The organism is Pseudomonas haemolytica, from assembly GCF_009659625.1.
Taxonomy (GTDB): Bacteria; Pseudomonadota; Gammaproteobacteria; order Pseudomonadales; family Pseudomonadaceae; genus Aquipseudomonas; species Aquipseudomonas haemolytica.
Genome location: NZ_VOIW01000019.1, coordinates 1 through 1,090, shown reverse-complemented (window position 1 = coordinate 1,090; position 1,090 = coordinate 1). Strand labels below are relative to the sequence as shown.

At 60.6% G+C, this 1,090-nt stretch carries 1 protein-coding gene; it reads left to right on the top strand.

Translation table 11 applies throughout. The annotated features are described in order from the left end of the window. Positions 1-1,090: RHS repeat domain-containing protein (locus FRT59_RS26925; RefSeq protein ID WP_167524315.1), on the top strand; the 1,090-nt coding region annotated here is incomplete at both ends.

Genomic DNA, 1,090 nt, shown 5'->3' with positions numbered 1-1,090 from the left:
CGGTTGCGCCGTTGAAGGCTGGGGATCAGGTGGTTTCAAACCCGATGCCGGCGGTGCGCAGCAAGTCTCAGCAGACCGTATTGGTCCGACAGGAGCACGTCGATGATGCGCCTGTCATGGCTTCGAATCCGAAGGGGGATGCGGCGGCCCCAGCGAATAAAACTGCCACCAATGGCTGCCCGGTGTCGATGGTCACCGGCGAGGAACTGCTGACCCTCACCGATGGTGCGCTGGACGGGATTTTTCCGTTTGAGTGGACGCGGTTGTATCGCACCAGTGCGGTGGAACTGGATCGTGGGTTGGGGTTTGGGTGGAGTCATTCGCTGGCCCATCAGCTGGTCGTTTCTGGCGACTCGGTGGTGTGGACCGATCATGAGAACCGCTCGACCACCCTGCCCTTGCCCACATCTGCTCGACCCGCGATCACCAATAGCCTGGCGGAAGCGGCGATCTACTTGGGGTCGACGCCTGATGAGTTAGTGCTGGCCCAGGCGTCGCGGTTCTATCACTTTCGCGACGGTGTGCTGGTTTCGATCAGCGATGCGTATGACAACCGCCTGCGCATTTGCCGTGATTATTCAGGGCGGATTGAGCGGCTGGATAACGGCGTCGGTCGCTCGCTTTTGTTGCGCTATGAACTGGATCGCATCGTCGCGGTGGACTACCAGGTTCATCGCGCCACAGGCCGTGAGCCCTACGTCTGGGTGACCGAGCAAAACGTTGTTTCCTACGCCTATGACGAAGATGGACGACTGGTTTGCGCGACCAATGCCGTCGGTGAGAGCGAGCGTTATCGGTACGACGATCAGCACGTCATTGTTGAGCGGCAGTTGGCCGGTGGGGCGAGTTTCTTTTGGGCGTGGGAAGGCTCCGGCAAAGCGGCACGCTGCGTCCGACATTGGGCGAGTTTTTCGCAGATGGACACGCGGTATGTCTGGGGGGATGACGGGCGCGTCACCGTGCATAACGCCGATGGTAGCCAGGAAGTGTATGTCCATGACGACCGGGCGCGATTGGTGCAGCGCATCGATCCCGCCGGCGCCCAGCATTTCAAATCCTACGATGACAAAGGCCGGCTGACCGTCGAGCA